This window comes from Pseudomonas sp. G2-4, assembly GCF_030064125.1.
Classification (GTDB): Bacteria; Pseudomonadota; Gammaproteobacteria; order Pseudomonadales; family Pseudomonadaceae; genus Aquipseudomonas.
On record NZ_CP125957.1, the window covers coordinates 2,200,107 to 2,224,383 of the forward strand.

General features: G+C 55.9%; 32 protein-coding genes, 1 tRNA gene and 1 pseudogene. 20 read left to right on the plus strand and 14 right to left on the minus strand.

Annotation, left to right across the window (positions count from 1 at the left end; genetic code table 11):
• Positions 1-198 precede the first annotated feature (198 nt).
• Both QNH97_RS09905 and QNH97_RS09910 read left to right on the plus strand, forming a co-directional pair.
• Positions 199-471: a CopG family ribbon-helix-helix protein gene (locus QNH97_RS09905; RefSeq protein WP_003179778.1), complete on the plus strand. Its 273-nt coding sequence runs from the start codon at positions 199-201 to the stop codon at positions 469-471.
• On the plus strand, positions 471-746 hold the full coding sequence (locus tag QNH97_RS09910; RefSeq protein ID WP_283556642.1) for a type II toxin-antitoxin system RelE/ParE family toxin: 276 nt from the start codon (positions 471-473) through the stop codon (positions 744-746). The genes QNH97_RS09905 and QNH97_RS09910 overlap by 1 nt, the downstream gene beginning before the upstream one ends.
• A 36-nt stretch (positions 747-782) precedes the next feature.
• Here the strand turns inward: QNH97_RS09910 and QNH97_RS09915 are convergent, their stop codons facing one another.
• The gene (locus tag QNH97_RS09915; protein ID WP_283556643.1) at positions 783-2,066 is read right to left on the minus strand and encodes an NAD(P)/FAD-dependent oxidoreductase; all 1,284 of its coding nucleotides are present in this window, start codon (positions 2,064-2,066) and stop codon (positions 783-785) included.
• 184 nt (positions 2,067-2,250) lie between these two features.
• Between QNH97_RS09915 and QNH97_RS09920 the strand changes: the two genes are divergently transcribed.
• The 5 genes from QNH97_RS09920 (at position 2,251) to QNH97_RS09940 (ending at position 5,151) form a co-directional block, all read left to right on the plus strand.
• Positions 2,251-2,327 (plus strand) — tRNA-Val (locus tag QNH97_RS09920).
• Positions 2,328-2,410: 83 nt separating this feature from the next.
• Positions 2,411-3,055, plus strand: a complete 645-nt coding sequence (locus QNH97_RS09925) for a hypothetical protein (RefSeq protein ID WP_025212832.1) — start codon at positions 2,411-2,413, stop codon at positions 3,053-3,055.
• A gap of 604 nt (positions 3,056-3,659) precedes the next feature.
• A complete protein-coding gene (locus tag QNH97_RS09930) occupies positions 3,660-4,166 on the plus strand; it encodes a P-loop nucleotide/nucleoside kinase family protein (protein WP_283556644.1) in 507 nt (168 codons plus the stop codon).
• A gap of 179 nt (positions 4,167-4,345) precedes the next feature.
• Positions 4,346-4,618: a hypothetical protein gene (locus QNH97_RS09935; protein ID WP_283556645.1), complete on the plus strand. Its 273-nt coding sequence runs from the start codon at positions 4,346-4,348 to the stop codon at positions 4,616-4,618.
• A gap of 254 nt (positions 4,619-4,872) precedes the next feature.
• The gene (locus QNH97_RS09940) at positions 4,873-5,151 is read left to right on the plus strand and encodes a hypothetical protein (RefSeq protein ID WP_283556646.1); all 279 of its coding nucleotides are present in this window, start codon (positions 4,873-4,875) and stop codon (positions 5,149-5,151) included.
• A gap of 14 nt (positions 5,152-5,165) precedes the next feature.
• Here QNH97_RS09940 and QNH97_RS09945 read toward each other — a convergent pair whose 3' ends face one another.
• The 5 genes from QNH97_RS09945 to QNH97_RS09965 all read right to left on the minus strand — a co-directional run bounded on the left by QNH97_RS09945 (position 5,166) and on the right by QNH97_RS09965 (position 8,091).
• Positions 5,166-5,336 carry a hypothetical protein gene (locus tag QNH97_RS09945; RefSeq protein ID WP_283556647.1) on the minus strand — a complete coding sequence of 57 codons (171 nt, stop codon included), beginning with the start codon at positions 5,334-5,336 and terminating at the stop codon, positions 5,166-5,168.
• 905 nt (positions 5,337-6,241) lie between these two features.
• On the minus strand, positions 6,242-6,487 hold the full coding sequence (locus tag QNH97_RS09950) for a hypothetical protein (RefSeq protein ID WP_283556648.1): 246 nt from the start codon (positions 6,485-6,487) through the stop codon (positions 6,242-6,244).
• A gap of 183 nt (positions 6,488-6,670) precedes the next feature.
• The gene (locus QNH97_RS09955) at positions 6,671-6,979 is read right to left on the minus strand and encodes an addiction module antidote protein (RefSeq protein WP_072409893.1); all 309 of its coding nucleotides are present in this window, start codon (positions 6,977-6,979) and stop codon (positions 6,671-6,673) included.
• Positions 6,980-6,981: 2 nt separating this feature from the next.
• Positions 6,982-7,269 carry a type II toxin-antitoxin system RelE/ParE family toxin gene (locus tag QNH97_RS09960; RefSeq protein ID WP_283557455.1) on the minus strand — a complete coding sequence of 96 codons (288 nt, stop codon included), beginning with the start codon at positions 7,267-7,269 and terminating at the stop codon, positions 6,982-6,984.
• Positions 7,270-7,512: 243 nt separating this feature from the next.
• Complete coding sequence (locus tag QNH97_RS09965; RefSeq protein ID WP_283556649.1) at positions 7,513-8,091, minus strand: plasmid pRiA4b ORF-3 family protein; 579 nt, start codon at positions 8,089-8,091, stop codon at positions 7,513-7,515.
• A gap of 142 nt (positions 8,092-8,233) precedes the next feature.
• Here QNH97_RS09965 and QNH97_RS09970 point away from each other — a divergent pair, with 142 nt between their 5' ends.
• The 3 genes from QNH97_RS09970 (at position 8,234) to QNH97_RS09980 (ending at position 11,062) form a co-directional block, all read left to right on the plus strand.
• Positions 8,234-8,464, plus strand: a complete 231-nt coding sequence (locus tag QNH97_RS09970) for a hypothetical protein (protein ID WP_283556650.1) — start codon at positions 8,234-8,236, stop codon at positions 8,462-8,464.
• A gap of 449 nt (positions 8,465-8,913) precedes the next feature.
• Positions 8,914-9,594 (plus strand): hypothetical protein, encoded by a 681-nt coding sequence (locus QNH97_RS09975; protein WP_283556651.1) that lies wholly within the window; start codon positions 8,914-8,916, stop codon positions 9,592-9,594.
• 1,060 nt (positions 9,595-10,654) lie between these two features.
• The gene (locus tag QNH97_RS09980; protein WP_283556652.1) at positions 10,655-11,062 is read left to right on the plus strand and encodes a hypothetical protein; all 408 of its coding nucleotides are present in this window, start codon (positions 10,655-10,657) and stop codon (positions 11,060-11,062) included.
• A gap of 234 nt (positions 11,063-11,296) precedes the next feature.
• On the opposite strand, the gene QNH97_RS09985 is transcribed toward QNH97_RS09980, so the two are convergent.
• Positions 11,297-12,181: a LysR substrate-binding domain-containing protein gene (locus QNH97_RS09985; RefSeq protein ID WP_283556653.1), complete on the minus strand. Its 885-nt coding sequence runs from the start codon at positions 12,179-12,181 to the stop codon at positions 11,297-11,299.
• Between the two features lie 106 nt (positions 12,182-12,287).
• Here QNH97_RS09985 and QNH97_RS09990 point away from each other — a divergent pair, with 106 nt between their 5' ends.
• The gene (locus QNH97_RS09990) at positions 12,288-12,737 is read left to right on the plus strand and encodes a PACE efflux transporter (RefSeq protein ID WP_283556654.1); all 450 of its coding nucleotides are present in this window, start codon (positions 12,288-12,290) and stop codon (positions 12,735-12,737) included.
• A gap of 35 nt (positions 12,738-12,772) precedes the next feature.
• Here QNH97_RS09990 and QNH97_RS09995 read toward each other — a convergent pair whose 3' ends face one another.
• Entirely contained in the window at positions 12,773-12,973 is a 201-nt protein-coding gene (locus QNH97_RS09995) for a hypothetical protein (protein ID WP_135846276.1), read from the minus strand.
• A 95-nt stretch (positions 12,974-13,068) separates the two neighbouring features.
• Here QNH97_RS09995 and QNH97_RS10000 point away from each other — a divergent pair, with 95 nt between their 5' ends.
• Together QNH97_RS10000 and QNH97_RS10005 are read left to right on the plus strand one after the other, a co-directional pair.
• Positions 13,069-13,215, plus strand: a complete 147-nt coding sequence (locus tag QNH97_RS10000; RefSeq protein ID WP_283556655.1) for a hypothetical protein — start codon at positions 13,069-13,071, stop codon at positions 13,213-13,215.
• 179 nt (positions 13,216-13,394) lie between these two features.
• Entirely contained in the window at positions 13,395-13,595 is a 201-nt protein-coding gene (locus tag QNH97_RS10005; RefSeq protein WP_283556656.1) for a hypothetical protein, read from the plus strand.
• A gap of 150 nt (positions 13,596-13,745) precedes the next feature.
• Here QNH97_RS10005 and QNH97_RS10010 read toward each other — a convergent pair whose 3' ends face one another.
• Together QNH97_RS10010 and QNH97_RS10015 are read right to left on the minus strand one after the other, a co-directional pair.
• Entirely contained in the window at positions 13,746-14,174 is a 429-nt protein-coding gene (locus QNH97_RS10010) for a DUF2628 domain-containing protein (protein WP_283556657.1), read from the minus strand.
• Between the two features lie 263 nt (positions 14,175-14,437).
• Positions 14,438-14,866 carry an HD domain-containing protein gene (locus QNH97_RS10015; protein WP_283556658.1) on the minus strand — a complete coding sequence of 143 codons (429 nt, stop codon included), beginning with the start codon at positions 14,864-14,866 and terminating at the stop codon, positions 14,438-14,440.
• Between the two features lie 142 nt (positions 14,867-15,008).
• Here QNH97_RS10015 and QNH97_RS10020 point away from each other — a divergent pair, with 142 nt between their 5' ends.
• The 3 genes from QNH97_RS10020 to QNH97_RS10030 are packed head-to-tail and all read left to right on the plus strand — an operon-like array spanning position 15,009 to position 16,432.
• Positions 15,009-15,377, plus strand: coding sequence for a hypothetical protein (locus QNH97_RS10020; protein WP_283556659.1), 369 nt, complete (start codon positions 15,009-15,011; stop codon positions 15,375-15,377).
• Between the two features lie 39 nt (positions 15,378-15,416).
• Complete coding sequence (locus tag QNH97_RS10025) at positions 15,417-16,127, plus strand: AzlC family ABC transporter permease (RefSeq protein ID WP_283556660.1); 711 nt, start codon at positions 15,417-15,419, stop codon at positions 16,125-16,127.
• Entirely contained in the window at positions 16,124-16,432 is a 309-nt protein-coding gene (locus QNH97_RS10030) for an AzlD family protein (RefSeq protein ID WP_283556661.1), read from the plus strand. Before QNH97_RS10025 ends, QNH97_RS10030 begins: the two co-directional genes overlap by 4 nt.
• Before the next feature lie 52 nt (positions 16,433-16,484).
• Here the strand turns inward: QNH97_RS10030 and QNH97_RS10035 are convergent, their stop codons facing one another.
• Together QNH97_RS10035 and QNH97_RS10040 are read right to left on the minus strand one after the other, a co-directional pair.
• Positions 16,485-16,691 (minus strand): hypothetical protein, encoded by a 207-nt coding sequence (locus QNH97_RS10035; RefSeq protein ID WP_283556662.1) that lies wholly within the window; start codon positions 16,689-16,691, stop codon positions 16,485-16,487.
• Positions 16,692-16,944: 253 nt separating this feature from the next.
• Positions 16,945-18,156 (minus strand): MFS transporter, encoded by a 1,212-nt coding sequence (locus QNH97_RS10040; protein WP_283556663.1) that lies wholly within the window; start codon positions 18,154-18,156, stop codon positions 16,945-16,947.
• Between the two features lie 128 nt (positions 18,157-18,284).
• Between QNH97_RS10040 and QNH97_RS10045 the strand changes: the two genes are divergently transcribed.
• Positions 18,285-18,803, plus strand: a complete 519-nt coding sequence (locus QNH97_RS10045; RefSeq protein WP_283556664.1) for an anti-virulence regulator CigR family protein — start codon at positions 18,285-18,287, stop codon at positions 18,801-18,803.
• Between the two features lie 61 nt (positions 18,804-18,864).
• Here the strand turns inward: QNH97_RS10045 and QNH97_RS10050 are convergent.
• Both QNH97_RS10050 and QNH97_RS10055 read right to left on the minus strand, forming a co-directional pair.
• Positions 18,865-18,954 (minus strand): annotated as a pseudogene (locus QNH97_RS10050) (metal ABC transporter ATP-binding protein); the annotation flags it as partial.
• A gap of 10 nt (positions 18,955-18,964) precedes the next feature.
• Positions 18,965-20,809 carry a sigma-54-dependent Fis family transcriptional regulator gene (locus QNH97_RS10055; protein WP_283556665.1) on the minus strand — a complete coding sequence of 615 codons (1,845 nt, stop codon included), beginning with the start codon at positions 20,807-20,809 and terminating at the stop codon, positions 18,965-18,967.
• 398 nt (positions 20,810-21,207) lie between these two features.
• On the opposite strand from QNH97_RS10055, the gene QNH97_RS10060 reads away from it, so the two are divergent.
• The 3 genes from QNH97_RS10060 to QNH97_RS10070 are packed head-to-tail and all read left to right on the plus strand — an operon-like array spanning position 21,208 to position 24,274.
• The gene (locus QNH97_RS10060; RefSeq protein ID WP_283556666.1) at positions 21,208-22,302 is read left to right on the plus strand and encodes an ABC transporter ATP-binding protein; all 1,095 of its coding nucleotides are present in this window, start codon (positions 21,208-21,210) and stop codon (positions 22,300-22,302) included.
• Entirely contained in the window at positions 22,302-23,411 is a 1,110-nt protein-coding gene (locus QNH97_RS10065; RefSeq protein ID WP_283556667.1) for an ABC transporter ATP-binding protein, read from the plus strand. The genes QNH97_RS10060 and QNH97_RS10065 overlap by 1 nt, the downstream gene beginning before the upstream one ends.
• Positions 23,408-24,274 carry a carbohydrate ABC transporter permease gene (locus QNH97_RS10070; protein ID WP_186639844.1) on the plus strand — a complete coding sequence of 289 codons (867 nt, stop codon included), beginning with the start codon at positions 23,408-23,410 and terminating at the stop codon, positions 24,272-24,274. The genes QNH97_RS10065 and QNH97_RS10070 overlap by 4 nt, the downstream gene beginning before the upstream one ends.
• Positions 24,275-24,277: the final 3 nt, after the last annotated feature.

The window sequence follows — 24,277 nt, forward strand, 5'->3', positions numbered from 1 at the left end:
CTGGTCGAAAGACCGGGGTTTTTTGTTTTTGTGGTTTGGGTTTTCTTCCCCCCTCATTCGCACTTTGTCAGCTCTGACGGCACGTTTGACGATGCGTTCTTATTCAGTATGATTAACTTTAAATCGAATCGCCGAAGAGTTGCGTAGAATCAGGCGACCTGAACTCAAGAAGACGTAACGATTTGGAGCAATCCTGACATGGCTACCACCACGAAAACCCGATCTGTCACGGCTCACGTCCCTGAGCAACTGGCCCAAAAAGTCGATTTGATGGCGGAGCGTCTGGAACGCTCCAAAAACTGGATCGTTAAACAGGCACTGTCGGCTTGGATAGATCAGGAAGAAGAGCGTAGTCGCATGACTCATGAGGCCCTGGCTGATGTTGACGCTGGTCGGGTGATTGACCAGCAAGCTGTCCAAGCCTGGGCTGATAGCCTTAGTACCGACACTCCGTTGCCGGTGCCGCGCTGATGGAGTTGAAGTGGACGAGCAGGGCGCTCTCTGATATATCGCGGCTTTACGAATTTCTGGCGGCAGTGAATCAGCCTGCGGCGGCACGAACGGTGCAGCAGCTCACCGCTGCACCGATCACGTTGCTGACCAACCCGCGTATCGGTGAACGCCTTGAAGAGTTCGAGCCGCGGGGTGTGCGCCGAATTCAGATCGGCCACTATGAGATGCGTTACGAAATAATAGATTCCACCGTTTACCTGCTACGCCTGTGGCATACCCGCGAGAATCGATAGCAGGGTTAGCCGGCTGCGGGTGATGAACCGCGAGTCTCAAAACCCAAGCTTATCCCTCAACCCGTAGTACCAAGCCCCCATCGCCGCGAACGGTGTACGCAACAGCTGCCCGCCAGGGAAAGGGTAGTGGGGCAGGTCCGCAAACGCATCAAAACGCTCAGCCTGACCACGCAGCGCCTCGGCCAGGACCTTGCCCGCCAAGTGCGTATACGTCACGCCATGGCCGCTGCAGCCCTGGGAATAATAGATGTTATCCCCCAGGCGCCCGACCTGCGGAAGACGCGACAACGTCAGCAGGAAATTTCCGGTCCAGGCGTAATCGATCTTCACATCCTTGAGCTTCGGAAATGCCTTGAGCATCTTCGGACGGATGATTGCTTCGATATTCGCCGGATCCCTCGCGCCATACACCACGCCGCCGCCGAAGATCAGGCGCTTGTCGCCCGTCAGGCGGTAGTAATCGAGCAGGTAGTTGCAGTCTTCGACGCAATAATCCTGCGGCAGCAGACGGCGAGCCAGCTCAGCATCCAGCGGCTCAGTGGCGATGACCTGGGTGCCGCACGGCATCGACTTGGCCGCCAGCTCCGGCACCAGGTTGCCCAGGTAGGCATTGCCCGCCACGATAATGAACTTGGCCCTGACCTTGCCCTGCGGCGTGTGCACCACCGGGCTGGCGCCACGCTCGATACGCACCGCCGGCGACTGTTCATAAATCACCCCGCCAAGGGACTCCACCGCCGCCGCTTCGCCCAATGCCAGGTTGAGCGGATGAATATGCCCACCGCTCATGTCCAGCATGCCGCCCACATACTCCTCGCAAGCCACCACCTCGCGAATACGCCGCTGATCCAGCAGCTCCAGCTGGGTATGGCCGAAACGCTCCCATAAACGCTTTTGCGACTCCAGATGGCCCATCTGTTTAGCGGTGAGGGCGGCGAATACACCGCCGTCCTTCAAATCGCACTGAATCTGATACTTCGCCACCCGCTCACGAATGATCCGCCCGCCCTCAAACGCCATGTTGCCCAGCAATTGCGCCTGTTGCGGACCGACACTGCGCTCGATCACATCGATGTCGCGGCTATAACTGTTAACGATCTGCCCGCCATTACGGCCCGAAGCCCCAAAGCCCACCTTCGCCGCCTCAAGGATCGTGACCTTGAAACCGTTCTCCAGCAAAAACAGCGCAGAGGACAGGCCCGTGTAGCCAGCACCGATCACGCAAACATCCGTCTCGACGTCATCCTGCAGGGCGGGGCGCGGAGGAACCGGATTGGCCGACGCGGCGTAATAAGACTCTGGATACGGTGTGTTCGCCATTCTGGAACCTCTGTTTTATATTTTTTACGAATGCGCCGATCCTACCCGAGATAAAAATTGGCCGCCAGCCACCCCCTGAATCTTCGTCGTATTGATGAAATTAAATATTTTGCATATTCATAGGGTTAGGTGAAAAAAAGGTATTGACACCCCTTTGGAATTCCGTAGAATGCCGCCTCACAGCAGGCACGTAGCTCAGTTGGTTAGAGCACCACCTTGACATGGTGGGGGTCGTTGGTTCGAGTCCAATCGCGCCTACCAAACAAAATCCGCTCTGCTGGGCGGTCTAGAAGGGCTCACCGAAAGGTGGGCCCTTTTTTGTTGGCGCACATAAGGACATGGTCATGCGGGTTGTCATTTTCGTAACTTTTCTTTCTATAGCACTCGCTGGTTGCTCTGGAATACCTTCAGTTCCATACGAAGAGCCTACTCAATCAGAGGGAATGGCGCGTGTTCGCGTTATCACGAACTCCGATGTGTATGGAGATAGCATCGTCGGCAGTTGTGCTCCTGCTACCCGGCATAAGATGGCTGAAGCCGGACGTTTCGGGTCGGACGGTACGGCGAGCGTCAATTATCCGCAGTATCCCCTGAAGTCGGCGAGCATTGGCATACCGAAAAGAGTTTGGCCCAGCCTTATCCAGTACATCCCTGCAATTCGGATGGGGGAAGGGGCTTACAAAGAGGTCGTAACCGAGTATCGCGTTAGGGCGGATCTGCCATTCCAAATTGCAACCTGGGGCGCGACCATTGCGGGCAACGGCAGCTCTTACCGGACCTGTGGTGGCCAGGCGCTCGTTTACAAGTTGGAACCAGGGAAAGACTACGAGGCGGTGGTAGGGGTGGATAGCAGACCAAGCAAAGATGGCGAGCCAGCGCTAATTTGCATGTTGGCGGTTCTCGAACTTACCACTTTGCCTGGTACTTCGATTGTGATTCCCCAAAAGCTGACGCCTGCTGCGCCTCCGCAGGTGCTCTGCAAAAACTAATAAGCACAGCCCGCCATCGAGTGGGTTTTGCGTCTGGCAGAAACGAGAAAGCCCCGACTTAGGTCGTAATGCAGTTCACTTAAGGCAATCGAGAAACCCGTGGCGAGGGAGCTTGCTCCCGCTGGGCCGCGAAGCGGCCCCAAAACCGGCCAAATGCGGAGCATCAGACACACCGCACCCTCCGGTTTACGACTGCTTCGCAGCCGAGCGGGAGCAAGCTCCCTCGCCACAGGTCCATCATTTTTCTTAAATGAACCGCATTGCGACTTAGGTCGGGGCTTTCTTGTTGCGGCGAATAAAGAGAGGGCGACCTCAGGTTGTGCGCGACACGTCCTGAAGCCACCAGATCGCAGAACCAGCCTGCAAGCAGCCAAGGCCCCACTGCGCGAGCGAGCAGGAGGCGGTACCGTGGTTCTCCTTTCAGAAGGAAAACGGGGATAGGCCACGATTATTAGATGGGGCGATTACAAGTGAGCTCAAATCGTGGTCTCCCCCCAGTCTCTTCGGTCGGTTTTTTGTGGGAGGGGAGGTAGCCCGCAATCTTGATGCCCCTTGGGAAAACGGCTGCCTACACTGGATTAGCTCACTAATAAAAGGACATGGAATGCTCATCGTCTTCAGCGGCCTTCCCGGCACCGGAAAAACGACTATCGCCTATGATCTCGCCGCTACAACAGGCGCCGTGTACCTGCGGATCGATACGATTGAGCAGGCGATTCGAAACTCGGGCGCTCTTGCGCAAGATGTGGGAAGCAGTGGTTACCTGGTCGCCAATGAGCTTGCGCTGAGTAATCTTCGTTTGAGTCGCACGGTCATCGTTGATGGTGTCAATCCCGTCATCGAAAGCCGAATCGCGTGGAGCGGCATCGCCTCACAGGCGGGTAGTCGATTGGCAAACATCCAAGTGATTTGCTCCGATAAACATGAACATCGGCGCCGGGTGGAAGCAAGGATGGCTGATATTTCCGGGCTGACTCCACCCACCTGGCAGTCGGTACTGGATCATGAGTATGAGCAGTGGGATGAAGCTCCGTTTTGCATAGACACAGCCTTGACCTCTCCGGTGCAGGCGGTCTCGATGATAATCAACCGATTCCTGTCCAGTGAGTAAAGTTGTCGCGCCAGCGGCATCGACGCAAATTCCTACGTAAACCTCGGAAACCAGTGCATTGCAGTATCAGGATGTCCAACTTATTGTCTCTCTGTCGCCCAGATGGCGATTCGGGTTTGGCGACTCGATTGAATGAAGCGCAGAAGTCCTGCTCCTTATCAATTGAAAAGGTACTACCCATGACCCGATACATGCCCATCACCGGGATCGACTGCATCCCCGCAACCCTGCTTATCGACACCGAAGCCCCTCTAGACGTCCTCTTTGAAACGGCCGATTACCGCATCCGCACGGTGACCCAGCTCTTGGAAAATATCGCGTTTCGCTCGGACATCAGCTCAGACACGGTGGTGCTGACTGATTTTTGTAAATTGCTGACGACATCGCTGCGCGATGGATGTGATGTCATGGATGTGATTGGAAGGCGATTGCGGGCGCAGGCGGCGGAATAATTAAGACGGGCAACTTATAAGCTGTCCGTTTCAAAAGAGGAAAGCGGATACAGACTACGATTACAAGTGAGCTCAAATCGTGGTCTGTACCCGTTTTCCCGTTTTCATCAATTTTGTCCGTCATTACATCGTCGATGATACTCACAGGCGCACTTGTCCTTGCCGCTATAGCGGCAGGCCTTGAAGGAGGAGGGTTAAGGGGGGCGGAGGCAACTCAGCTATGATTTATGTGAATCAATTATGCGGTGGCGCAGATGCTCAATGAGACCGATACGGTAGGACACACTTTTAGGCGGGCCTTTTTCCGCATTGATGGCGTGACGATGTACTTTTTCTGGGCAATATGGGGAGGGCTTTTGATTTGGGCTCTGTTTGACCCGGCCAAACCAGGCGCTGAAGCGTTGGCCTTGTTCATGATTGGCATGCTGAACCCATTTCTCTACATTTTTCTGGGTGTGATGCGCTCACCTGGCCTTTTAACAGCGCTGGTTCTGATTTTCCTTAACGTTAGGTTCCTATGGGCCTTTATCTAATGGAAGGGGAGTGATTACGGGTAGTTCTGGCTGATGCGCTTGGCGATGGCTTCGAGTTGTTCGGCCATGCCGTACATGCCATTGTCGTCACGGCGGGGCACCACGGCCGCGCGGTGAACGTTGCGACCGCTCAGGATCCAGGCGACCAGCAGGATCAGCCAGGCCTTGGCCTTACGGCGAATCAAATGGGTTGCGCCGCCGGCAAGTCTAGGGACAGACCACGATTATGCAGGCTCCACCAAGCTTGGTCCTTCAAGGGGCCGCGTCCTGTTCGCTCGTTACCTTGATCCATGGCAAATTGACGCTACGTATTTTTTGCGAAGCTTAGAAAGGTTGCGCGGTAGATGCTCCGCAACCGTCTTTCTATTTCACATCGAAATCAATTTGCGGACACAAGGGAATGCATGCTAACCAACATCAAACCGGGGCCTAAGCCAGCGCGCGACGATGGTAAGGATGATAGAAGGCGCCACGTAAACCCAGAAATAAGCCGAAACATCCAACCCTGCCGGTGCACAAACCTTCTAAATAGAGAAAACCGGGGGCCGGCCATGATTGTGAGATCCAAGTAAGTTATTTTAAATCGTGGTCTGTCTCCGATTTCCCGTTGCATACGTCGATGATGGCTCTGGAAGACTGAAGAAGTTAGTCGGCCAACGGTGAGGTTCCCAGCGCAAGCAAGCAAACGCAGCCCTGTTCAAGGCACGTCCCCGCGCATTGCGGGCCAAGTCCTATAAGTTAGCGCTCTGTGAGTGATAACCTATGAGTTCTTCTATAAATGATATTGGATACAGTTATGAAAAGCGGTTTGAGGACGCTCGGAGCTAGCCTCGCTAACCGTATAGTGATCCCCGCCGCTTGGTTATCGGGGCTTGCGACGACAGGACTCTTGTGGGGCGTGATACAGTTTTGGCCCGCCGAGCTTACAGTCGAAGGACGTCAGCTCTTCGTGGCTTCTTTTTCTATTTTTTGCCTCGCCATAGGGTACTTGATATGGCGCAAGAGACGGGCAAAAGTACTTGTAGCATCCATCAACCTAAAAGAAGGTCTGAGCCTTGACGATACTCAGATGCTGGGCTATCCAAGCCCCCTATTTTTTGTCTTTGACCTCTCCAACAAGAAACTCGCTCAATGCCAAAGCGCCACCGGCGACTATCAAGTTCGAGACTTCACGTGGGTAACAGGCTGGCAGTATGAGTGGCAGCAGGTTGACAGCAGGGTGTCGGGCGGCGTTCTTCGAGTAGTCGATGGGGCAGGCATGAGCGTTCCAGCCGACGCGCTTCGGCGTAGATTCATAAACTTCTCTCTGGTTTTGACGGTTGCCGATACAAGTCATCCTCCCCTCCGTTTTCCAATGAACCGGACCGTAGCTGAAGAGTGGTGTACCCGGTGCAATGTACTTTTCAAGTGCTAAACCCGAAGGGGAAAACGGAGGCAGACCACGATTATGAGGCGGGCCGATAACAGGTGAACCCAAAAATCGTGGTCTGTCCCCGGTATCCGGCGTCTAATCCGCTCTTCAGACCGGTGAATGATTAGCTGCATGCCCAGGCTGCGCATGAAGATCAATACCTAGCGCATGAATGACCTTGAGTACGGTATCGAATCTCGGTTTTGATCCGGGTGCGAACGCCTTGTACAAGCTTTCTCGTCCCATGCCAGAGTCTTTAGCGATCTGCGCCATGCCTCGGGCCTTGGCTACATAGCCGATCGCTCGGAGAAACTCCTCGCTATCACCATCAGCCAACACCTGAGAAAGGTATTCACTGATCGCTTCATCGCTATCGAGTAGTGCCGCCATGTCAAATGTCGTCAGGTGTTGGCTCATGCTCAAATCTCCTTTGCCAATTTCTTCGCTCGCCGGATATCAGCACTCTGTGAAGACTTGTCACCACCAGCCAATAGCACGATGACCACTCCACCGCGCAGGGTGAAATAGACCCGGTAGCCAGCGCCTACATCCACACGCAATTCTGAAATACCATCACCGACAGGTTTTACATCGCTCAGGTTACCTGCTGCAGCGCGATCAATGCGGCGGGCGATAGCGATTTTTGCTCGCAGATCACGGATCGATGAATGCCAAGCAGTGAACGTCTGCGTTTGTTTTGATGAGATAGTTCATGGGTGGGCCGTATCCAGTTGGATACTGGAAGTCAAGATGCTGATGCTGCTCACCCCTCCAGTAGCATCAATTCGGGTGCTGGCTTGTGCTGTCCCGGTGTCAGGACAGTTGTTGCCAATCGAATTTTCCTGAAAACACCACTCCGGGCGAAGAGACTGCTCGTGCCGTGCTATTGACCGGAACGCAAAGCCGCATTGTCGAAGATGCGAAGCGTCCGAGCCACACCGTCTTGCAGCTCAGACCTTAATCCGTTTAAACCACTGATTCACGCGCTCGCACTCAAATGCGGTCGGATCAAAAGCATCACCATGCCATTCAACCATCGCCTCATGCTCTGAATGATTGGGGTTGGCCATCGCCTCTAGAAATTCCTCATAACCAGGCCCGCCACCCACGTCTTCCGGTGGGCAAGCATTGGCACCGTCGATGCAATACGGCACCTGAGGGCAGGCAATCGCGGGTAGCGCTTTTTCGACCTTGATGCGGTGATGCCAACTGTCACCGAAGTCATAGAGATAATTAAATGTCCGTCTTCCGTTCAGCGCCTTGATCAGCGTTTTACGGGCTTCCGGGTTCACCGTCGGCCCCCAGCCATCAGGATCAGGAATACCGTAATTCTCACCGGCAATTTCAAACTCATGCAGATGACTGTCATTCCAGCCCATCACGATCTGGATGACACCGTGCAGTTTGCCCAAGGTGATGTTTTCGGGCACCGCGAACCGACGCCAAATCGTCGGAGTGATCCACTTCAGCTCAACATACAGCAGCAACAGATCGGGGGCGGGTTTGGGTAAACGGACTGTTTTAACCATGGATCAGGCGGCCTCACGGTGTTCGGTTCAAGGAAATATTACAGGGCAGCAACCCCGGTTCGCCAACCCGAGCACAGCTGCCACCCATTCGTTTGGCGACGCTTGAGTGGTAGTCCTTATCAATTGAATGAAGGTACTACCCATGACCCGATACATGCCCATCACCGGGAGCGACTGCATCCCCGCAACCCTGCTTATCGACACCGAAGCCCCTCTAGACGTCCTCTTTGAAACGGCCGATTACCGCATCCGCACGGTGACCCAGCTCTTGGAAAATATCGCGTTTCGCTCGGACATCAGCTCAGACACGGTGGTGCTGACTGATTTTTGTAAATTGCTGACGACATCGCTGCGGGCACAGGCGGCGGAGTAATGAAGATGGGCGGCTTGTAGTCGCCCGCTTCATAAGATTTGGGAAGAGCCAGGAGAGCAAGACATCTAAGTCCCTTATCGAGTGATTAGCCCCATGCACTGGCTGCGCATCAGTATCAATGCCTAGCGCATGAATCACCTTGAGTACGTACTGCGGCGCGACCAATGGGGCGGGCGATAACGATTTTTGCTCGCGCAGATTACGGATCAAGCAGAGAACGCCTGCGTTTTTTGAATGTGATGATTCATTGGTGAGCCGCTTATCCATTGGATATAGAAAGTCAAGGCGCTAATTTCTTCTCGAAATTCCTAGATCTGTCCGAATTTCACTGCTTCAAGCCCCCGACATTCCTGGACGCATACTTTCGCACCGCAGGCGTTCGAAAGGGCGCAGTTCACCACATGATGGCAATTAAGTGGCATTATTAGGTCACACCTAAGGAGAGACGCATGCAGTTCTTACAAAAGGAAAAACGCCATTACTTGACTGACGAATTCATAGGCACGGAGGAGGGGTGCGGCATATTCATACCTGCCAACAAAGCGCTCTATGGGTTTGTGCGAGAGAATCCCAGTCATACGGATCATGCGCAGGTGGCTTCAAAGGCGCTGATCATTGGCCGCAGCCTGGCTGCATCGGTCGAGCGCCGCAAAAAGGGCGACGAGGACGACGAGGATGGTTATGAAGGCTCCACGGGGGGCTTTTATGAGCGGTTGGCTAAATCTATTTGTAGCTCGGACGTAGGTTTGGAATCGTCCTTTCTCCCGGCGGGGGAACGGCTTGCTGGATCTGTCTGTACTGCGGTGAACAAAGTGCATTCCCGGCTCTGCGAGGCCATCAGTGCCGTCACTAATAAGGACGCGAGCAGCTTCGCTTCGAAGTATCTGCACTTCCATTTTCCGACTCTGTTCCCAATGGTTGATTCGCGAGCCAGGGAAGCGCTGAAGTGGATCGCGAATGAGGAGGGGCTGGTTTTCGCTCCGACCACGGCGGGTATGTCAAAAAACTACGCGACTTACATAGACTTCTACACACGCGTTCGTAGTCTGTTCGAAGAAGAACTTGGCCGGGAAATCAGCCTTAGGCAGATGGATAACATTCTGCTTAATCGCTACGACAACTGGGTTTAGAGTTGCTAGTTTAAACCCGCTTCGGCAGGTTTTTTTAGAAAGGAAGAGGACAGGTTTGCCGTTGGGTTCTTAAGTGCGGAAGGCCGTTTTTATCGGAGTATCTGAAACGCTAAGGTCATCCTGTGGGTCTTTGTCTCGTAGTGGTGAAGTAATGGTGCTAATTCTACGCATTCCATGTCTTCGCTCATCTGGCTCGGCGGGAATGTCTACTCCGCCTCAATCAATTTTATGGATATGGAAACTCAATGAAAAAAAAAGCGCTTGATTTCGCTATCTAGCGCTGTTGCCATTTTGATGCTGGGCGGTTGCACGGGGCCCGCCTGGAAGGTATTCAGCGAAACAGATATACTTCCCACACGAACTACCCTGATAGTCACTACTGGAAATTACACTGCGGGTACTTCGATCCTTAGTGCTTCGAACATATTTCCAGTTGTCCGTAAAGAAGAAGGGGTGATCTACGTCGGATTGATGTCCAATGGGGAGGTTCGGATTCCGATTGTAACAGCTCAAATATGGATTGATCAGAACGAAGTATGGACAATCTCGGCTCAGGAGACCCCTATCATCTTGGCGAAGCCATCCCTGGCATATTTCTTGGGCCCAACTCCGAAGCTTATAAAGCAGGCCCAGGCGCAGGGTCTTAATGTCAATAAAGTGATCGGTGGTTGCGCAGTTGCTGGGGGGGACAAAGCCGAGGCAATGCTTAAACAGATGCATACGGGCCGAGTTTTAAAATTTAGGACGATAGATATCGATAACGCTGCGTCTTCGACCCAAGAAGTGGTCCTGGACGAGTCGTTTTCCCAATCGCTTAGAGCGGTAGGGGTCGATCCGAGGATTTTATAAGCCCTCGCATAGCATCTGGAGTGGGTTGTATTTTGGGTATTGAAGGGAAAGATTTATTTTTTCTCTACTGCGCTCCTCCATGAGAGGTGGAGTCAGGTTGGCCCGGGACAGCTACAGGAAATAAATTTGTTCCTTTTTCGTACCGTATTATTTTTTATAGGCTATAAATTAATACTGAGAAGTTGTGAAGTGCTCGTTAAGGAGAGTTTTTATGCCTGTTATTGCGTATCACGGGACAAGCTCTCGCCATAGAGCTTCGCTGACAGCTGGTCTTCAGCCTGTGCCAAATAATTGGGGCGGGGGAGAGCTTGGGCATGGCTTTTATTGCGTGACAGCAGCCAACATTGAAACCGCTAGAGTCTATGGCGGTCAAGCTTGTAATGATGTTAATGAGCAGATAGATATTTGGTCTGTCTCTTGCGCAGAGAACTTGATACAGCTAACAGGTGGAGCGGTCGGAGTCACAAATCAGTGGGCTGGTATTACTGATTTTCTGTTGACAAATTATGATTATTTATACAATCAAGCTGAAGCTGGAAATATTTCGCAAGTTAAGTTTAATCCTCGCTTCTACGATCGGTTAACGCTTAGTTTGGTAGAGTCGAATCCGTATAATTAGTGTTGTAAGCGTGCTCAATTTGCTTTTTCCTCTTTCCAATGCGCCCAGGTAACCAGATGCATCAGGGTAAAGTCAGGGACAGGCCTCGATTATGAGACGGGCCGATTCCACGTGAACTCAAGACCGTGGTCTGTCCCTAGTTTCCTCCTGCTCGTTGGAGAAATTCTCGAACCTTTTCTACCTGATATTTCTTGGCTTCGTTTTCAGGGTGCGCATTCCACGGTCATTTCCCATTCAACCGTTGCTCTGCCCCAATAACCACTCACTAAAAGCCCGCACCGCTACCTGCCGCTCCCGCCCCGGCACGCACACCACCGTATATCTAGCACCCGCCAGACGAACCTCAGGCCGATAGCCCATCAATTCCCCACGCGTAACCGTCTCAGCAACCAGCACATTGCTGGCAAGCACCAACCCATGTCCGGCAATCGCCGCCTGCAGTGCATGCTGTTCCTCGTCATAACGCCGGAAACGCGCATTGTCCAGCCAGCTCAAGGTGCCGGCCTTGGCGCACCAGGCAGGCCAGTCAACCGCGACATTCGCGCTACTCAGCCACGGCACATCGATCAGTTCCACGGGCGCTCCCGGTGCGGGCGGTTGCCAGCCGGGGCGGCAATAGACGCCAAAGTACTCGTCCAGCAACGGCTGCTCGAACAGCTGCGGGTCGGGTGTGAAGAGGGCGCGGATCGCCAGGTCGACGCTTGCATCACGCTGCAGGTCTACCACGTCGTTGCTGCTGTGCAGGCTGATGTCGATCTCCGGGTGCAACCGATGGAAATCGCCGAGCCGCGGTATCAGCCACAGGCTGGCGAACGCCGGTGTGGTGCTCACGACCAAGGACTGCGCAGCACACGGTGGCGACAGCGACTGCAGGCCGTGCTGGATATCCAGCAGGGCGCGGTGCAGTTGCGGGTGAAGGCGCGCACCGTCGGCGCTCAGGCGCACGTTTTGGCTGGAGCGTTCGAACAATCGCAAGCCAAGGAAGGCTTCAAGGTTTCTGATCTGGTGGGAGATCGCCGCGGGGCTGACATTCAGTTCCAGGGCCGCTGCCTTGAAGCTGCCTAGCCGTGCGGCAGACTCGAAGCCACGCAAGGCGGTGAGGGGCAGTTTGGCGAACATGGGCGGGTAGGTGACTCAAGTTGAGCGTGGCTCAATTTAGCTCAATTGTGCGCGTGCGCTCAACTTGCCAGGCTGGGGTCTTCCAAGCCAACCCAGGAGTCCATCGATGCAAGGGGCGCCCCGCAAAATTCTCCAGGCCGTACTCTACGAAGCCGGCGGCGTGCTGTTCGTGGCGCCGGCACTGGCGCTGATCTACGGCCAAGGTATGGGCTATTCAACCCTGTTGTCGCTGGTGATTTCTGCCGTCGCGCTGGCCTGGAACATGCTTTTCAACGGTCTGTTTGAGTGGTGGGAGCGCCACCAGCGCAGTCGCCATCGCAACTGGCAGCGACGACTGCTGCATTCCTTGGGATTTGAAGGCGGCTTGACGTTGATTCTGACCCCAGTGATTGCGGCGTGGCTAGGCATCAGCCTGTGGCTGGCACTGGTGACCAACTTGGGGTTGTTTGTGTTCTTCTTTTTTTACTCGCTGGTTTTTCAATGGGGGTTTGATCGGGTGTTTGATGTTCCGCTTTCGGCGCAGCCCGATCAGGCGCCCCTATCTAACGCCCCTTGAATCGGTTGCATGGACTGCAATCTGGACACGCACGTTCAATGAAGCACTCTTCGGCTCTCTCCAATCCGGATCCGATCGAGTGCCCTGTTTAACGCATCCAAGGCATCGAGGAGGGCTTTCGCCTCAGCTTCCCGACCATCGCCCCAAAGGCGTTCGGCCATTTTGTTCAGTGCCTGGATAGAGCGTTCAATTTCAGCAGCCGTCGCTGCTTTGGTTTCCTGATGTTTTTTTGGCATCGATTAACACTTCGTCAGGGCATGGTTCATTTGCTTTGGCGTGATTACATCATCCCGGAAGTCGTTGCAATTCTGCTGGCAACGGCAAGAACGAAATGAGAACCGATGGAGTGCGTCTGCCAGATGTCTACACCTACGAGTTGATTGATGCCGACACTGTGCACTACGTCAACGTGGCGTCAGACCCTTCCGGCGATTGCCAGGAAGATTATGACTTCACTGAGCGCCGCATTCGCGGTTGAGGGTAACAACCGGGCTGAGCCTTTTACGCAGTAATTGCATGTTTCGCACGGAGGAGAGACGGCTGTTGCGAGTCCCCTTTCAAGGTTTCTCCCGTTCATCCATTGCTCGGCACTTGCGGTTTTCCGCCGCCTCTTATGTATAAGCGTGGATATTCTGCGCCTCAGAACGGAGAGCCAACATGGAAATTGACGAAAATGCTCCTGGCAACAAATCCCAACAGGACGTGACGCGCGGCACGGATAATGAAACAGGCCATGATCCAAAAAAGGATGGCCCTGAAGTTCCGCTACCCCCGGACGATGAGGCCCCTCTCGAGGAGGATATGTCAGATGTGGATGCCGCCGATTCGGTGGCGAAAGAGTATCCCGATCCTCGATAATCATTCCCTGCGCGAGGGATGTGATGGGCGTGAAACGTTGGGCTTCGGTGGTCTGTAGGCTGGGCTATCTCACATTTCCACGACTCAGAAACAACGAGCCCGCACACTCATCTTAATGAGGTGCGGGCTCTTGGTTACCCTAGCCTGCAATCAGAAACGCATGCCTTGGAACGGATTCCAGCTTTGTTCACCTTTCACTTCTTTGAGGTAATACGAGTAGTTGGCGATAAGCGCATAGGTCATGGAAAAAGCCACGCTCAGGCCCGTGCTCAACGGCCTTGGAAAGTCCATGCCCACGATCGCGAAAATCACACTCAGCACGATATTGATCGCCAGCATGATGCCGATCAGGGCCAGGTTTTTCTTCCATAGGCCCAGGACGAACAAGTAAATAGGGCCGAAGAAAAACGCAATCACGTTGGCGTTGATGAGCAGTTTTTTCTTGAAGCCAGGCAGCGCCTTGAGGGCCGGCTTGAATCGTGGATCGCTTGGCGCACCGTAAGTGTCGAAGAAGTTAAAGCGTTCCTGCCACTTGGCGCTGTATTTGCCGGTGGTTTGGGTTTGTTCAGTGGTGCTCATTTTTACGGCTCCTGGTGTTCCATGAGGTGATTTTTTCTTCCGAGATGTCCTGGGCTTCGGTCTTTCTTATCTTGGCGTGCGGATTCTATTGGTTTCTCGATCGGTTGAGCCCAGAAAATTGTTCGAAGCGTTTGGTCTGCCCGCTTTATAAGTGTTTACGTGAAGAAAAACCGCACTGGCTGCTTAAGTGCCCCACTGATCTGTGACGTGCATCACTGTATGAAAGATCTGGAGCCTGCGTCCAAGAGGGGATTGTTGAGTCCCTATCGCTCTAAGGCTGCCAGGTAATCAATAGCCTTCCGATATTTTTCAAGTCGATCCAGGTCTTTCTGGCTTGGGTTTTCTATGCGTGACAAGTCGCTGTTTTCTGCGAGGTCAGCCAGCTTCACCCGGCGGGCGATAGGGTCGCGTGCCGCCCGCTCGATAAAGGCTTGGTACGTTTCGCCTTCTCGTTTGGTGAGGGCATCGATGGCGGCCAGAACGGCCTCGCTGAAACCCTCATCGCGCAGGTCGGCAAGGGTGATGGCGGTATCTTCGACCACGTCATGCAGCACAGCTGCGATGCGCTCTTCGTCATGAGACAGGCGCAGCATGACTTTCAGTGGGTGCAATATGTAGGGGCCCCCCCCCTTATCGGCTTGCCCCTCATGGGCAAGCGCGGAAATCGATATGGCTTTCTCCAGTGTACTCATGTCACCCGCTCTCCCTTCGATCGATACTCGACGCAAATCAGCGCCTTCGGTTCGTGCGTTCTCGCCTTAGTTGATCTTGCGTGAATCAATGATGCTGGTATGGTGGCGCCTCGTTTAAATCAGCGTTCTAGAGGGATCTTCTATGCACTCATTTTTTGCCAAGACCTTTGGTGGTCTTACTACCAGCTATTACATCCGCCAGTTCCTTTTTGGATTGGTCTTCGCTGTAATGATCATCTCCCTGGCGGCCAATGGCCCCGGAGGGATTGGCGCGAAGCCTGGGCTGATTGTACTGGCGGTCATCAACACCTTGCTCTATCCATATTCCCGGTTCGTCTACGAAAGCGTTGTTGGATACATCATGGGCAACAATGTCTTCTTTGTGAACGCACTGTTTATGTTGATGGTGAAGGCTTTCACCATGGCCATGTGCTGGTCGTTTGCAATTTTCGTCGCGCCGGTAGGGCTGGCGTATCTGTTTTGGCGCAACAGTCGTTCGGCTGTTGAATAAGCCGCCATTACACTAGGGCTATTTTAAGGAGGCGATGTCTTGTCGAACGTTAAAACGCATCTGCACGACTTAACGCTTCAACACATTTATGACGGCTTCAGACAGTTAATTCCGATCTCTCTGTTCGTCATCGTGTTCGGCGTCGCCTTCGGCCTGGCTGCTGCGCAAACAGGCTTGAGTGATACGTCGGCCGTGCTCATGAGTACGCTGGTCTTTGCCGGCGCGTCTCAATTTGCCGCGCTGGACCTGTGGGGGCAGCAAGTCCCTGTCGTTCCGCTGATGATCACGGTCTTCGCCATCAACGCCCGTCACCTGTTAATGGGCGCGACGCTTTACCCGTGGTTGCGAGAGTTATCCGTTGCCAAACGCTACGGAGTGATGCTGGTCGTCTCGGATGCCAACTGGGCCATGGCGATGCAAGCATTCAGTCGCGGCAAGCCGGGGCTCGGGATTTTATTCGGCGGCGGCATAGCGCTCTGGATCACCTGGATCCTGGGCAGTTGGCTGGGCCTTCATTTTGGCAGCGCCATTGAGGACCCGGTCAGTTTAGGGCTCGATATGGTGATGGGCTGTTTCTTGTTGGCGATGGTCGTTGGCGGGAAGAAAAACCCGCGCATGTTCATTATCTGGACTGTGGCGGCCTGTTCATCGCTGTTGGCCTACTGGTACTTGCCGGCGAACAGTCACGTCGTGGTGGGCGCGTTGGCGGGGGGCGTTCTGGGCGCGCTGTGGATGGAGAAACCACAATGAATATTGAAACGGCGGGTTATGGCACGTTGCTTGTCATATTGATCATGGCCGTCGTGACATTGGCGACTCGGTGGGGCGGGGTTTTCGTGATGTCGTTCGTGCCCATCAACTATCGGGTGCAGCAGTTCATCACGGCCATGTCCGGCTCGGTGTTGGTGGCGGTTCTGGTTCCGCTGGCCGTTAAAGGTGATAGCGGCGCACGGCTGGCTCTGCTGACCACCGCAATTGTCATGTTGCTACTGAAAAAGCCGCTGCCTGCGATTGCCGCCGGAATACTGGCAGCCGCGTTAGTCAGGCATTTTTAAAGCGCCAAGTCGCCCGCTCACACGCGGGCGAAGCGTTTCAATCAACATCCGCTCAATAACTCAGGGCCGCCGCCTCCCCAAACGAGTGCTCCTGAACCCCAGCCATGAAGTGCAGTGGAATCTGCGGTTTCGCCTCGGGGGGCGAAATTTCGAAACTCCCCACGACCTGACCGTGAAGCGCACTCAGCCGTATCGACTCTTCTTCCTTTGCCTTTGCCATTCTCGCGTGGTTCGCTGCGATTTCGTTGAGAGTTGACACGGTACATCTCCATTGGCTGACTAAGCATTGATAAATTTGCCGCCGCGTCAGAATTGCGTCGTTCTTGGCTGCTCACACAAGCCAGTGCAAACCCTACGCCAGACTGACCGTCCATTCGGCGGTGCATTTAGCAGGCGACGAATGGCGGGCCAGCTGTCCAGAGGCACTCGTGCGGACGTTCAACAGCGCCGGCAATGTTTCAACCATGCCTCAACAATAAGTCACTGATAATACACAGCTCGACGACCGTTGCTCAGTCAGCGTCTGCGCCGCAGATCTGCGGCACAACGGGCGCTTTTTTATGCAACACCACCACTGCAATGCCGATCACGCTGGTGGTGAACGCGAGCAGCAAAATCACCCGCTGTGTTCCAACAGGCGCAGCCAGCACCGCGACCAGCAAGCCCGCCAGCGGTTGCGACAGGTTGTTGAGTAGCGTAATGACGCCGACCGTCTTGCCGAAATCCTTGGGTGGAATGACTTGTTGGCGCAACGTGCGGAAGTAGACGTTGAACATCTTGTCGAACCCGACGATCAGCAGGAAACCAATGACATAACCCCCGATGTTTGGACTGAGTGCGGTGATGAAGGCTCCAGCGGTAATCAACGTGTAGGACACCGCCCCGAGGAATTTCAAGGGCAAGCTCACCCGCGCCAGGAAGAACAGGATGATGATGGTGGTGACCGCCCCGGCCGCCTGCAACCCGGCGTAATAGTCCTTCCCAGCGGCGTATTGGCCGATCACCATGGCGGCCGAGGTGGCGAGGGTGACGCCGATAATCAAGTTGACGCCCACCGCCAGGCCGATGATTTTTTTCAACTCTGTAAGGCGCAGGATGTGGCCGAAGGCAATGCGCAGCGGGTTCAGCCAGACATCGTGATGTTGCTCGAAGGTTTCCAGCGTGACCGAGCTGGTGCGTTGCCAATATCTCATGGCCAGGTCCGCCAGCAGGAACAGCCCGGCAATCGCCAGTACCACCCAGTGCCACGCCCACACCTCGAGCATCAGCGCGGCGATCAGCGGGCCCAGTACCAACCCGGTCTGGTCGGCAATTTGCGAGTAGGACAGGGTCTTGGTGTAGGTGTAGTGCTTGAAGATGTAGGGCATCACCACTTCGCGCGCCATGATGCCTTGGGTGGTGAGTACGCCGCACAGGGCCGAGACGGCGACGATCCAATAGAGACCGCCAAAGATTCCGTAGAGCATGACCGCCACGCCACAGGCCACGGCGCGATAGACCTGACTGATGTGCAGGAGACGAATGGGCGCAAACTTGTCGCACAACGCTCCGCAGATCGGGAACGATAGATAACGTGGCAAGGATTCTACGAAGAAGGCCAGGCCTGCCCAGGACACGCTGTTGGTGCTCTGGAAAACAATCAGCGGGACGATGAACAGCAAAATCTGGTCGGCCAGTCGAGAGAGGAACATCGAGGCGAAAAAAGCCAGGTAATCCTTGCGCATGAAATTCCTTGATTGCGGTGTTCAGGTGTTACTCGGTCCAGGCACGGACGCGCAGCGTGATATGGAACTAACATCACCGGTAGTCTCTATATCTTTACAGGGACATCCCTTTTTTTGAGAGAACTGCCATGTTCAAATCTCGCTCGTTGATTGCTGCAGTTACCTGTTTCGCCCTGGCGGCGGGCCCTGGCATTGTTGTCGCGGACCCGGGCAACGGCAAGGGCAACGCTCAGTTCGATCAAGGTCAGGGACAAGGAGGCAAGGGCGGGCAGGGCAACAACAAGGGGGGCGGGCAAGGAAATCCCGGCAATAAGGGGAATCAAGGCGGCAAGGGCAACCCTTCCGGTGGCGGTGGTGGCGGCGATTGGCATAACGGCCCCAGCATCGACCGCGGCGGTATTCTCGGTCTGCTCGGTGGCCATCGTGATTATTGGAGTCCCGGCCCGGCGCTGCCGCCGGGCATCCAGAAGAACCTCGCCCGGGGCAAACCGTTGCCCCCGGGCATCGCCAAGAAGTTGGACGGGCGCCTACTGGGACGGTTGCCGCACTATGACGGCTATGAATGGCGCCAGGCGGGCACCGATTTGATTTTGGTGGCGATCGCCAGCGGCATCATCTATGAAGTGCTCAACGGTGCGTTTGATTAACCCGGTGTCCAAGCGAAATGGCAGCCTCTTCGGAGTAATGCCAGTCAGTTAAGCGAAACGCCTGTGGGAGCGAGCTTGCTCGCGAAAGCGGTGTGTCATTCAACATTGATGTTGGCTGGCCCGACGCCTTCGCGAGCAAGCTCGCTCCCATAGGTTTCGTATCAGTTTTCGAGTTGCCGCAGGCGTTTGTACAAGGTATTGCGGCTGACCCCCAGCCGTCGCGCCAGATGCGATATGTTGCCGCCCACCGCCTGCAACTGGCGGTTCAGATCCTCGACATCGTTCAGGTCCACCGTCAGCGGTTCGGGCGTTTCCACCGGCTCCATTTCCAGGTCGACAAAGAAATCGTCGGGCAGATGCTCCGGGCGGATCGGTTGTTCCTCGGCCATCGCCAGGGCCACTTGCAGCACGCTGCTGACCTGGCGCAGGTTGCCTGGCCACGGATGGCGGTCGAACAGGTCCAATACTTCACGGCTCAAACCGGCCCACTGGCTCGGTTCGCGATGGTGTTCCCAGAGGCGTTTGAACAGGGCCTGTTTGTCGCTGCGTTCGCGCAACGGTGGCAGTTCCAGGGTCAGGCCGCCAATGCGGTAGTACAGGTCTTCGCGAAACCGGCCCAGTTGCACCTGTTCGCGCAGCGAGCGGTTAGTGGCGGAAATGATGCGGATGTCCACCGGGAACAGCTCGGCGCTGCCCACCGGTTGCACGCAACGTTCCTGCAAGACCCGCAGCAGCCGGGCCTGGGTCGGCAGGGGCATGTCGCCGATCTCATCGAGGAACAGCGTGCCACGGTCGGCCTTGCGGATCAGGCCAATGCTGCCCTTTTGGTTGGCGCCGGTGAAGGCGCCTTTTTCGTAACCGAACAATTCCGATTCCACCAACTCGGCGGGGATCGCCGCGCAGTTGACCGCGATGAACGGCTGCTTGCAGCGGGAACTGGCCTGGTGCAGGGCTTTGACGAACACTTCCTTGCCGACGCCGGTCTCGCCGTGGATCAGTAGCGGAATATCTTTTTCCAGCAAACGCTCGGCTTGGCGCACGGCCTTTTCCACCCGGCTGTCGCCGAAGTGCAGGGTGTTGAGGCTGATGACGTGGCCGGCCGGGGCTTGCGCGGGCGATGGTTCGGCGAAGACTCGCGCCTTGATCGTTATTTGGTTCGGGCGCCTGAGCAAGCACTGGAAACGATTGCTGCCGGACGCTTGCAGGGCGAACGGCAGGCCGTCGGGCTGGTTCAGCAGTTCCAGCAGTGACACTTTGAACAGGCTTTCAATGCTGACCCGCGACAGGCTCAGGCCAAGCAGGTTGTCGGCCCGGCGGTTGGCGGACAGCACCTGGCCGCTCTCATCGAAGATCAGCAGCCCGGCCCATTGGCTGTCGAGGTTGTTCAATCCGGTGTTGAAGGTGAGCTGGAAGTGTTCACCGCGAAACAGATTGAGGATCAGCCGGTTCTCCACGGTCTGGCTCATCATCTTGACCATGCCCAGGGTGTGGGAGGGCGGCAGGTAGCTGTCGCTGGAAACATCCAGCACCGCGATGACCTTGCGCTCGGCGTCGAAAATCGGCGCGGCGGAGCCGGTCATGAAGCGGTTGGCCTTGAGAAAATGCTCATCGTGTTCGATGTGTACCGCCTGTTCACAGGCCAGTGCGGTGCCGATGGCGTTGGTGCCGCTGCAGCGCTCCATCCAGCTCGCCCCGGCGCTGAAGCCATGGGCCAGTTTCGGCTCGATGAAGCGCTGGGTACCCCAGGAAGTCAGCACCTGGCCCTGATTATCGGCCAGCATGATCAGGCAATTGGAGTTGCTCAGGATGTTCTCGTAATACGGCAGGACTTCCTGGTGGGTGGTCTGTACCAGCGAATGCTGGCTCTCCAGCAGTTGGGCGATGCCTTCGGCGGGCAGTTGATCGAAGGCCGGCGCGCTCTGATGGCTCAGGCCAAAGGCGCGGCAACGGGACCAGGAGGCCTGGATGATGGCGTCGTGGGACAAGGCGGGGGCAGGTGCGGCCATGGGGGCACTCTCGCAGGTGCTGTTTTTATTGTTGTGGGCAGTCTCGCACATCCTCCTTGTGCTGGGGCAGATCCAGGCACTACTTAATATGCACAGACCCTGTGGGATCGAGCTTGCTCGCGATAGCGGTGGATCAGTCACCTTGGTTCAGCTGACCCACCGCTATCGCGAGCAAGCTCGATCCCACAGGTCCTATTCAGTGTTGTTCAAATTTGTTCATTGTCAACCGGGTAATTGTTCAGTTGTTCATTTACGGCTGTTCATTTGTGTTCATCAACGAATGCGTTTTTTTGAATAAACAAAGAAAAAACCAATCCGATCAAAGGCTTGTGATTTCTGGCACGGCTTTCGCTTTTAGGTTCGGGTCGCTTGACTCCAAATAATAAAAAGGCCGAGCCATGTCATTACAGCTTGAGCACATCTGTCGCACCGTCGAAGGCCAGACCTGGATCGACGATGCCAATCTGAGTTTCGAACCCGGATCCTTCAACGTCCTGCTGGGCCGCACACTGTCCGGCAAGACCAGCCTCATGCGGCTGATGGCCGGACTGGATAAGCCCGACAGCGGTCGCATCCTGATGAACGGCGTCGACGTCACCAAGCGCCCGGTGCGCTTGCGCAACGTGTCGATGGTCTATCAGCAGTTCATCAATTACCCGACCATGACCGTTTTCGAAAACATCGCCTCGCCGCTGCGCCAGGCCGGTGTGTCCAACGAGGTGATCCAGAGCAAGGTGCTGGAAACCGCCAGGATGTTGCGGATCGAAAAATTCCTGCAGCGCCATCCGCTGGAATTGTCCGGCGGCCAGCAGCAGCGCACGGCCATGGCTCGGGCACTGGTCAAGGACGCTGAACTGATTCTGTTCGACGAGCCGCTGGTGAACCTGGACTACAAGTTGCGTGAAGAACTTCGCCAGGAAATGCGCGAACTGTTCGAGGCCCGCCACACCATCGCCGTCTATGCCACCACCGAGCCCAACGAAGCGTTGGCCTTGGGCGGCACGACCACGATTCTGCACGAGGGTCGGATCATCCAGAGCGGGAAGTCGTCTTCGGTGTATCACCAGCCGCAGACCGTGCTGGCTGCCGAGCTGTTTTCCGAACCGCCCATCAACCTCATGCCGGGACGCATCGCTGGCAATGAGGTGAGCTTCGCCAATTTCGTGCACTTCCCGCTGAACGTCGACTTGCGTCCGGTGGGCGAGGGCGAGTTCCGTTTCGGTGTGCGCCCCAGCCACATCTCCCTGGTGCCCAGCAACGACGATGACCTCGAACTGGCGGTGACCGTCGAGGTGGCCGAGATCAGCGGTTCGGAGACGTTCCTGCACGTGCGCAACGAGCATTTCCTGTTGGTGCTGCACTTGCCCGGGGTGCACGAGTACGACGTGGACGCGCCGATCCGTATCTACATCCCGACCCACAAACTGTTTGTCTTCGATGCCCAGGGCAAGTTGGTCCAAGCCCCCGGCCAGCGTATTGCGAGGGTTGCCTGATGGCTGAAATTCGTTTGCAGAACCTCGCCCACAGCTACACCAGTACCCCGGCGGGCCCGGAAGACTACGCGATCCGCGAGATGAACCACATCTGGGAGCAGGGCGGCGCCTACGCGTTGCTCGGGCCTTCGGGCTGCGGTAAATCCACGTTGCTCAACATCATTTCCGGACTGCTCAGCCCCTCCGAAGGACAGGTGATGTTCGACAGTAAAGTCGTCAACGACCTGACCCCGGAGCGGCGCAACATTGCCCAGGTGTTCCAGTTCCCGGTGGTGTACGACACCATGACGGTGTTCGACAACCTGGCGTTCCCGCTGCGCAACCAGGGCATGGCCGAGGCGAAGATTCATACCAAGGTGCAGGAAATCGCCGAGGTCCTCGACCTGCAGAGCCTGCTGGACAAAAAGGCCCGCAACCTCACCGCCGATGAAAAACAGAAAGTCTCCATGGGCCGTGGCCTGGTGCGCGACGACGTGTCGGCGATCCTGTTCGACGAACCACTGACGGTGATCGACCCGCACCTGAAATGGAAGCTGCGGCGCAAGCTCAAGCAGATCCACGAGCAGTTCAACATCACCATGGTCTATGTCACCCACGACCAGTTGGAGGCGTCCACCTTCGCCGACAAGATCGCTGTGATGTATGGCGGCCAGATCGTGCAGTTCGGCACGCCTCGGGATCTGTTCGAGCGCCCGAGTCACACCTTTGTCGGCTACTTCATTGGCAGCCCGGGGATGAACCTGATCGAGGTCACGGCGCAACCCGGTGGTGTCGGCTTCGGCTCGACTCATTTGCCCCTGTCCTCGACCTTGCAACAGCGTATCGCCGAGGCGGAAGGCAAGAGCCTGAAGGTCGGTATTCGTCCGGAGTTCGTCCATGTCTGGGATGGGCCTTACGACGACGCGATGCGGGCCGACGTCGTCCACGTCGAAGACCTGGGCACCTACAAGATCCTGACCCTCAACCTCGATGGCGCGCCGCTGAAGGTGCGCCTGGCCGAAGACAAACCGGTGCCGGAAGGCACCGCGTACATCAGTTTTCCGGCCCAATGGCTGATGGTCTATGCCGATGAATACTTGCTGGAACCGTTGAGCGAGGTACAGCCATGAATAAGGTGCAGAACAACAAGGCCTGGTGGCTGGTGTTGCCGGTGTTCCTGCTGGTGGCTTTCAGCGCGGTGATCCCGATGATGACCGTGGTCAACTATTCGGTGCAGGACATCTTCGACCAGTCCAGCCGCTACTTCGTCGGTGCCGACTGGTACCGGCAAGTGCTGCTGGACCCTCGGTTGCACGACTCGCTGTTGCGCCAGTTCATCTACTCGGCGTGCGTGTTGCTGATCGAGATTCCCTTGGGCATCGCCATTGCCCTGACGATGCCGACCAAGGGCAAGTGGTCGTCCCTGGTGTTGATCATCCTGGCGATTCCGTTGCTGATTCCCTGGAACGTGGTGGGCACCATCTGGCAGATTTTCGGCCGCGCCGACATCGGCTTGCTGGGCTCGACCCTCAACGCCATGGGCATCAACTACAACTATGCGGCCAACACCATGGACGCCTGGGTCACCGTGTTGGTGATGGACGTCTGGCACTGGACTTCGTTGGTGGCGCTGCTGTGCTACTCAGGGCTGCGGGCGATTCCGGATGTGTACTACCAGGCCGCGCGGATCGACCGGGCGTCCAGTTGGGCGGTGTTCCGGCACATCCAGTTGCCGAAGATGAAGAGCGTGCTGCTGATCGCCGTGATGCTGCGCTTCATGGACAGCTTCATGATCTACACCGAGCCCTTCGTGCTCACCGGCGGCGGCCCGGGGAACGCCACGACGTTCCTGAGCCAGACCCTGACGCAGATGGCCATCGGTCAATTCGACCTGGGCCCGGCGGCGGCGTTTTCCCTGGTGTACTTCCTGATCATTCTGTTGGTGTCGTGGCTGTTCTACACCGCCATGACTCACTCCGACGCCAACCGTTGAGGC

Bases quoted from the DNA above. Each gene is read 5' to 3' on its own strand.
- QNH97_RS09940 (WP_283556646.1), top strand. From the start codon at position 4,873: ATGCTCAATGAGACCGATACGGTAGGACACACTTTTAGGCGGGCCTTT.
- QNH97_RS09985 (WP_283556653.1), bottom strand. From the start codon at position 12,181: ATGTTCGCCAAACTGCCCCTCACCGCCTTGCGTGGCTTCGAGTCTGCC.
- QNH97_RS10070 (WP_186639844.1), top strand. From the start codon at position 23,408: ATGAATAAGGTGCAGAACAACAAGGCCTGGTGGCTGGTGTTGCCGGTG.
- QNH97_RS09925 (WP_025212832.1), top strand. From the start codon at position 2,411: ATGCGGGTTGTCATTTTCGTAACTTTTCTTTCTATAGCACTCGCTGGT.
- QNH97_RS10000 (WP_283556655.1), top strand. From the start codon at position 13,069: ATGAGAACCGATGGAGTGCGTCTGCCAGATGTCTACACCTACGAGTTG.
- QNH97_RS10065 (WP_283556667.1), top strand. From the start codon at position 22,302: ATGGCTGAAATTCGTTTGCAGAACCTCGCCCACAGCTACACCAGTACC.
- QNH97_RS09935 (WP_283556645.1), top strand. From the start codon at position 4,346: ATGACCCGATACATGCCCATCACCGGGATCGACTGCATCCCCGCAACC.
- QNH97_RS10045 (WP_283556664.1), top strand. From the start codon at position 18,285: ATGTTCAAATCTCGCTCGTTGATTGCTGCAGTTACCTGTTTCGCCCTG.
- QNH97_RS10060 (WP_283556666.1), top strand. From the start codon at position 21,208: ATGTCATTACAGCTTGAGCACATCTGTCGCACCGTCGAAGGCCAGACC.
- QNH97_RS09910 (WP_283556642.1), top strand. From the start codon at position 471: ATGGAGTTGAAGTGGACGAGCAGGGCGCTCTCTGATATATCGCGGCTT.
- QNH97_RS09970 (WP_283556650.1), top strand. From the start codon at position 8,234: ATGACCCGATACATGCCCATCACCGGGAGCGACTGCATCCCCGCAACC.
- QNH97_RS10040 (WP_283556663.1), bottom strand. From the start codon at position 18,156: ATGCGCAAGGATTACCTGGCTTTTTTCGCCTCGATGTTCCTCTCTCGA.
- QNH97_RS10005 (WP_283556656.1), top strand. From the start codon at position 13,395: ATGGAAATTGACGAAAATGCTCCTGGCAACAAATCCCAACAGGACGTG.
- QNH97_RS09955 (WP_072409893.1), bottom strand. From the start codon at position 6,979: ATGAGCCAACACCTGACGACATTTGACATGGCGGCACTACTCGATAGC.
- QNH97_RS09930 (WP_283556644.1), top strand. From the start codon at position 3,660: ATGCTCATCGTCTTCAGCGGCCTTCCCGGCACCGGAAAAACGACTATC.
- QNH97_RS10030 (WP_283556661.1), top strand. From the start codon at position 16,124: ATGAATATTGAAACGGCGGGTTATGGCACGTTGCTTGTCATATTGATC.
- QNH97_RS09980 (WP_283556652.1), top strand. From the start codon at position 10,655: ATGCCTGTTATTGCGTATCACGGGACAAGCTCTCGCCATAGAGCTTCG.
- QNH97_RS09915 (WP_283556643.1), bottom strand. From the start codon at position 2,066: ATGGCGAACACACCGTATCCAGAGTCTTATTACGCCGCGTCGGCCAAT.
- QNH97_RS09950 (WP_283556648.1), bottom strand. From the start codon at position 6,487: ATGACTTGTATCGGCAACCGTCAAAACCAGAGAGAAGTTTATGAATCT.
- QNH97_RS10055 (WP_283556665.1), bottom strand. From the start codon at position 20,809: ATGGCCGCACCTGCCCCCGCCTTGTCCCACGACGCCATCATCCAGGCC.
- QNH97_RS09995 (WP_135846276.1), bottom strand. From the start codon at position 12,973: ATGCCAAAAAAACATCAGGAAACCAAAGCAGCGACGGCTGCTGAAATT.
- QNH97_RS09965 (WP_283556649.1), bottom strand. From the start codon at position 8,091: ATGGTTAAAACAGTCCGTTTACCCAAACCCGCCCCCGATCTGTTGCTG.
- QNH97_RS10020 (WP_283556659.1), top strand. From the start codon at position 15,009: ATGCACTCATTTTTTGCCAAGACCTTTGGTGGTCTTACTACCAGCTAT.
- QNH97_RS09990 (WP_283556654.1), top strand. From the start codon at position 12,288: ATGCAAGGGGCGCCCCGCAAAATTCTCCAGGCCGTACTCTACGAAGCC.
- QNH97_RS10015 (WP_283556658.1), bottom strand. From the start codon at position 14,866: ATGAGTACACTGGAGAAAGCCATATCGATTTCCGCGCTTGCCCATGAG.
- QNH97_RS09905 (WP_003179778.1), top strand. From the start codon at position 199: ATGGCTACCACCACGAAAACCCGATCTGTCACGGCTCACGTCCCTGAG.
- QNH97_RS10010 (WP_283556657.1), bottom strand. From the start codon at position 14,174: ATGAGCACCACTGAACAAACCCAAACCACCGGCAAATACAGCGCCAAG.
- QNH97_RS09975 (WP_283556651.1), top strand. From the start codon at position 8,914: ATGCAGTTCTTACAAAAGGAAAAACGCCATTACTTGACTGACGAATTC.